This window comes from Kitasatospora sp. NPDC091257, from assembly GCF_044757675.1.
Classification (GTDB): Bacteria; Actinomycetota; Actinomycetes; order Streptomycetales; family Streptomycetaceae; genus Kitasatospora; species Kitasatospora lactacystinica.
Map to the genome: position 1 here is coordinate 1 of NZ_JBIVVI010000661.1, position 5110 is coordinate 5110.

Annotated in this window: 5 protein-coding genes; 4 read left to right on the forward strand and 1 reads right to left on the reverse strand. The window is 70.6% G+C overall.

The genetic code is table 11. The annotated features are described in order from the left end of the window. The 3 genes from ACIQOV_RS26735 to ACIQOV_RS26745 all read left to right on the forward strand — a co-directional run. Positions 1–1807 (forward strand): Pls/PosA family non-ribosomal peptide synthetase (locus ACIQOV_RS26735; RefSeq protein ID WP_401052626.1); only part of this gene is annotated, 1807 nt, incomplete at its 5' end. A 98-nt stretch (positions 1808–1905) separates the two neighbouring features. Beyond that, on the forward strand, positions 1906–2118 hold the full coding sequence (locus tag ACIQOV_RS26740; RefSeq protein WP_401052628.1) for a DUF4287 domain-containing protein: 213 nt from the start codon (positions 1906–1908) through the stop codon (positions 2116–2118). A 296-nt stretch (positions 2119–2414) separates the two neighbouring features. After that, a complete protein-coding gene (locus tag ACIQOV_RS26745) occupies positions 2415–2948 on the forward strand; it encodes an NUDIX hydrolase (protein WP_401052631.1) in 534 nt (177 codons plus the stop codon). Here ACIQOV_RS26745 and ACIQOV_RS26750 read toward each other — a convergent pair. Then, complete coding sequence (locus tag ACIQOV_RS26750; protein ID WP_401052634.1) at positions 2945–4363, reverse strand: helix-turn-helix domain-containing protein; 1419 nt, start codon at positions 4361–4363, stop codon at positions 2945–2947. The genes ACIQOV_RS26745 and ACIQOV_RS26750 overlap by 4 nt on opposite strands. Positions 4364–4706: 343 nt before the next feature. Between ACIQOV_RS26750 and ACIQOV_RS26755 the strand changes: the two genes are divergently transcribed. Beyond that, on the forward strand, positions 4707–5110 hold a 404-nt coding region (locus ACIQOV_RS26755; RefSeq protein ID WP_401052637.1), incomplete at its 3' end, for an ATP-binding protein.

Here is a 5110-nt window from a genome sequence, read left to right on the forward strand (position 1 = left end):
CCCCCGCTACGCCAAGGCCCTCGGCTGCCGCGTCGGCCCCGGCGTCCAACTCCACACCCTGCCCCCCGTCACCGGCCTCGCCCGCCTCGGCGCCCACGCCTGCGTCGAACCCGAAGCCGACCTCGCCGGCTGGTGGCTCGACGGCGACACCCTCCACCTCGGCCGCATCGACATCGGCGAAGGCGCCCGCATCGGCCACCGCGCCACCCTCATGCCCGGCGCCCGCATCGGCGCCCGCGCCGAGATCGCCCCCGGCTCCTGCGTCACCGCCACCACCCCCGTCCCACCCGGCGCACACTGGACCGGCTCCCCGGCCCGCCCCGCCACCGAAGCCCCCGCCGACTGGCCCACCGCCACCGCCCCCGCCCCCCGCCGCTGGAACCTCGCCTACGGCGCCGGCTTCACCGTCCTCGGCCTCGTCCCGATCATCGCCGCCCTGCCCGCCCTGCTCATCGTCTACCCGATGATCGACACCGACGCCACCCTGTCCGGCGCCCTCGTCCAGCTCCTGCCCGCCACCGTCCCCCTCGCCGCCCTCACCATCACCTGCTACGCCACCCTCATAGCGCTCCTCGTCCGCCTCCTGTCCCGCCCGCTGCGCCCCGGCTTCCACCCCGCCACCGGCCACGTCGCCTTCTGCGCCTGGGCCGTCAGCCGCCTCGCCGACACCGCCCGGCGCACCCTCTTCCCCTTCTACGCCAGCCTCTTCACCCCCGTGTGGCTGCGCCTGCTCGGCGCCCGCGTCGGCCGCCGCGTCGAAGCCTCCACCGTGCTCGCCCTGCCCGGCCTGATGCGGGTCGACGACGGCGCCTTCCTCGCCGACGACACCCTCGTCGCCCCCTACGAACTGCGCGGCGGCTGGCTCCACCTCGGCCCCGCCCACATCGGACGCCGCTCCTTCGTCGGCAACTCCGGCATCGTCGGCCCCGACCGCCACCTGCCCGACAACTCCCTCGTCGGCGTACTGTCCGACACCCCCGCCCACGCCCCCGAAGGCTCCTCCTGGCTCGGCCGCCCCGCCTTCGCCCTGCCCCGCGTCGCCGACACCGGCACCGAAGGCCGCACCTACGACCCGCCCCGGCGCCTGATGTGGGCGCGCGCCGGCGTCGAACTGTGCCGGCTGCTGCCCATCGTCCTCGCCGCCCTGCTCGGCGACCTCGTCCTCGCCGCCCTCCAGGCACTGCGCGACGACTACGGGCTCGGCGCCGCCCTCGGCGCCGCCGGACTCGTCCTGATCGCCGCCGCCGTCACCGCCTGCGCCCTCACCACCGCCGCCAAATGGCTGCTCGTCGGACGCTTCCGCGTCGCCGAACACCCCCTGTGGTCCTCCTTCGTATGGCGCAACGAGCTCTACGACACCTTCGTCGAGGAACTCGCCATGCCCTTCGGCGGCCACACCATCACCGGCACCCCCTACCTGAACGTGTGGCTGCGCAGCCTCGGCGCCCGCATCGGACGCGGCGTGTGGTGCGAGACCCACTGGCTGCCCGAGACCGACCTGGTCACCGTCGAGGCCGGCGCCAGCGTCAACCGCGGCACCGTCCTGCAGACCCACCTCTTCCACGACCGGGTGATGCGCCTGGGCCCCGTCCACCTCGCCGCCGGCTCCACCACCGGCCCGCACTCCATCGTGCTGCTCAACTCCTCCCTCGGCGCCGGCACCACCGTCGGCCCGGCCTCCCTCGTCATGCGCGGCGAGAACGTCCCCGACGGCGGGCACTGGCTCGGCAACCCCGTCGCCGCCTGGAACGCCGACCCCACCCCGCCCGCCGGACGGCGCCGCCGCCGGGCCGCCGCCGGGGTGTGACGCGGATCACCTTCGCGGGGCGATGAGTTCGCGGTGCGGTCACGGTCCACTTCCGTGACCGCACCGCTTCTTTTGCCCCGTCGAGAGGAACCACGCTCATGACCACCCCCGCCGTGAAGGGCCCCGCCTCCTACTTCCCCGCCATCGAGAAGAAGTACGGCCGCCCGATCGAGGAGTGGAAGGGCCTCGTCCGCACCTCCCCGCTCACCAAGCACATGGAACTCGTCGCCTGGCTCAAGACCGAGCACGGCCTCGGCCACGGCCACGCCAACGCCCTCGTCGCCCACACCCTCGCCGAGAAGGCCGCCTGAGCCGGGCCGACCGCTGGCGGCCGGAGGGACGAACCGCGGGCCCGGACCGCGAACGGTCCGGGCCCGCGATTCGGGACTTCAGATCCTCGCTGGCGGAACTTCCGGACCTGATCGCCAAGTTCAACGCCGGAGCGAGCTGATCCACCCCACCTCGTGGGACTCGTCGGACACCTGCAGTTCCCTGTCGACGGGGCGTGCGAGAAGGCGGACGGAGAGCTCCTCGCGGACTGCGCCGCCGTCGTAGGCACCTCTGGCAGGATGGCGGCGACCCGCCCCGCAGAGATCATGAGGTACGAGTGAGCAGCGAGTGGACCGTCCACGGCAGCCGGCCCGTCTACACCAGTCCGTGGGTGCGGCTCGACCTGGTCGACGTCGAGCCGCTCGGAAGGGACCGCTACGAGCACCATCTGGTGAGATTCGCGCCGGTTGCGGCCGTCGTAGTGATCAACAGCCGGGACGAGGTGCTGATGATGTGGCGGCACCGCTTCGCGACACGCACCTGGAGTTGGGAGATTCCCAGCGGCATCGTTGAGGACGGGGAATCCCTGGAAGGCGCAGCGGTCCGCGAGGTGCTGGAGGAGACCGGCTGGCAGGTGGACGGGGTCGAGGGGCTCGCCTACAACCAGCCCATCGGCGGCATGAGCAACGCCGAACACCACGTGTTCCTTGCCCGTGGCGCAACCTACGTCGCACCGCCGGTGGACACGCACGAGGCTGACCGGATCGAGTGGATCCCGATCTCCCGCATCCAGGGCATGATCGACCGGCGGGAGATCGTGGCGGGCGTCGCGGTCACCGGCCTGCTCCAGGTTCTCGCCCGGCGACCTTAGGTCGGCAGAGTCAGCATCTCGCGAAGATCGACAACCAGTGGAAGACGGGCCGCACGCGGCGGCACCGCCGCCGCTACCTCCCGGGCCCGGGCCAGCACAATCCCGGTCCGGTGCTCGCCCGGGAGCGTGGTGATCGCCACCATGCTGGTCTGCGCTCCCGCACCGATCTCACCGATACGCATCAGGCCGTCTGCCTGGTCCAAGGCAATGAGTGCCCGGTCGAGGTACTGAGTGGGTGCGTAGAGATTGAGAGCCTGGTCAAGGGATTGCTGCGCACGCCGGATGTCACCAAGAGTGGTGTACATGCTGCCCATGTGCCATCGAAGTTGACGCTCGGTATATCCGTACGCCAGGTCGGCGGTGTGTTCCGCTCCGAGTCGGGCGAACGCCAGCTCGGCGAGGAGCATGGCGGCGCGGGCTTCCTCAGGGCGGCCCAGGCGGGCGAGTGCGCGGGCTTTCAACGCAGGTGCCCACGCGGCGGTCGCACACACCGTGCTACCTGCGATGACCCTGGCCTGCTCGGCTAGCGAGGCCGCGCCTGCGGGCGCCCCGTAATAGAACGGGATGACGGCCTCACGTGCTACAAGCCATGCACGGAGAGCCCGATCGCGAGTTTCTTCGGCCGCGAGCTGTGCAACTCGGTACCAGGCTCGTGCTTCGCGGTGCTCGCCCATTGCGACCAGAGCGATGCCCGCGGTGGCGGCGAGTCGGGCGGCGACATGACAGAGACGGGTGCGGTGGTCGGCCGACTGCCGGCGACTGAGGAGCTGTCGGACGTCGAGGAAGTCCAACACGGCATCGCCGAGGAGCTGGGCCGGTGGAGTGTGCTGGTAAGCATGGCCGTACTCGGCAGCGGTGCTCTCCCATTGATCCACGGTCGTGTCAGCCATGCTCGCGGTGAAGACGGCGACCCCGTCCTGGCGGGCGCTCATGAGGGCGGACAAGACCGGAGCGGACAGGTTGAGTCCCACTTGGCCGAGAAGTCCACGAAGTATGGCGTGCCGGGCAGATGGCATCTCGGCCTGCATCGGATCCATCGGGACTTCGGTGTTGGTGCTTGGGGAGGGCTCGGGGACAGCTTGGCTTTCCACGGGGGTGTAGTCGGTGTCGAAGCCCAGACGGTCGGGTCTGGTCTGGTGGAGGCGGCACAGCGCATCAAGACGCTCGATCGACGGCCGTGTAGTGCCCCGCTCCCAGGCCGAGAGTTGTTGCACGGTGACACGGTGGCCCAACTGGGCGAGTTCATCGGTTGTCTGACGCAGAGACCATCCACGGCTGAGGCGTGCAGCCTGAAGGAGACTTACGGCGCATTCACGCGCGATTGCGCTAGAGAGCTGCCAGGGCGTCCAGCCGGAGGCCTCGGCAGCGGCGGCAAGCCGGGCGGCGGTAATTCGTCGGTCGGCGGCGCGGGGCATCTTGGCTCCGTCCAGCAGAGGGTTACAGCTCCACGCTAGGCCATTTCCGCAGACCCCGGATTCGATTTCGTCACACCGTGATGAATGGCTCTCGGCCTGTGGCGGCACCACCGTGAAATCACGGTGGTGCCGCCATTGCCGGAACTCGCCGGTGCGATCGATCCTCTCATCACGACCAGCGGTGTCCTGCCAGGAGGTGCTGTGGAGGCCGAGACGCTGCTCGTGATCCGTTCAATGCCAACGCTGTTCACGTGTGTCCGGAAGGGCTGCTGTGCAAGCATCCGCCGCGGCGACGAGGACAGTGTCTTTCCTGTGCTCCCCACCTGCTCTCCGAGGTATCCCTATGCTCACTGCCCGTCGCCCCCGCATGTTCGTCGCGCGTCTCGACTCGCGGGCCGAATCCGCGCCCCTGGCCCGCTACTTGCTCCGCGCCTACCTCTCCGGGCTGCCCGCCGGTGAGCGCTACGCCGACACCGCCGAATTCCTCCTCGCCGAACTCTTCGCCAATGCGGTCCGGCACTCCGACGCCCCCTCGGACCGGCACATCGAGATCCGCTTCGCGCTCGTCAACTCCCGCCTGCGTCTCGAAGTTCACGACGCGGGGACCGGGCGCCCGTCCCTGCGTACGGCCTCCCCCGAAGACGAGCACGGGCGGGGCCTCCTGCTCGTCAACGAACTCGCCGAGCGCTGGGGTTGCTGCCCGCGCCCGGGTGGTATCGGCAAGTTCGTCTGGGCCCTCGTCGCGCC

What these genes read in the sequence shown, in the direction of transcription:
- ACIQOV_RS26740 (WP_401052628.1), top strand. Translation starts at nt 1,906, where the DNA reads ATGACCACCCCCGCCGTGAAGGGCCCCGCCTCCTACTTCCCCGCCATC.
- ACIQOV_RS26750 (WP_401052634.1), bottom strand. Translation starts at nt 4,363, where the DNA reads ATGCCCCGCGCCGCCGACCGACGAATTACCGCCGCCCGGCTTGCCGCC.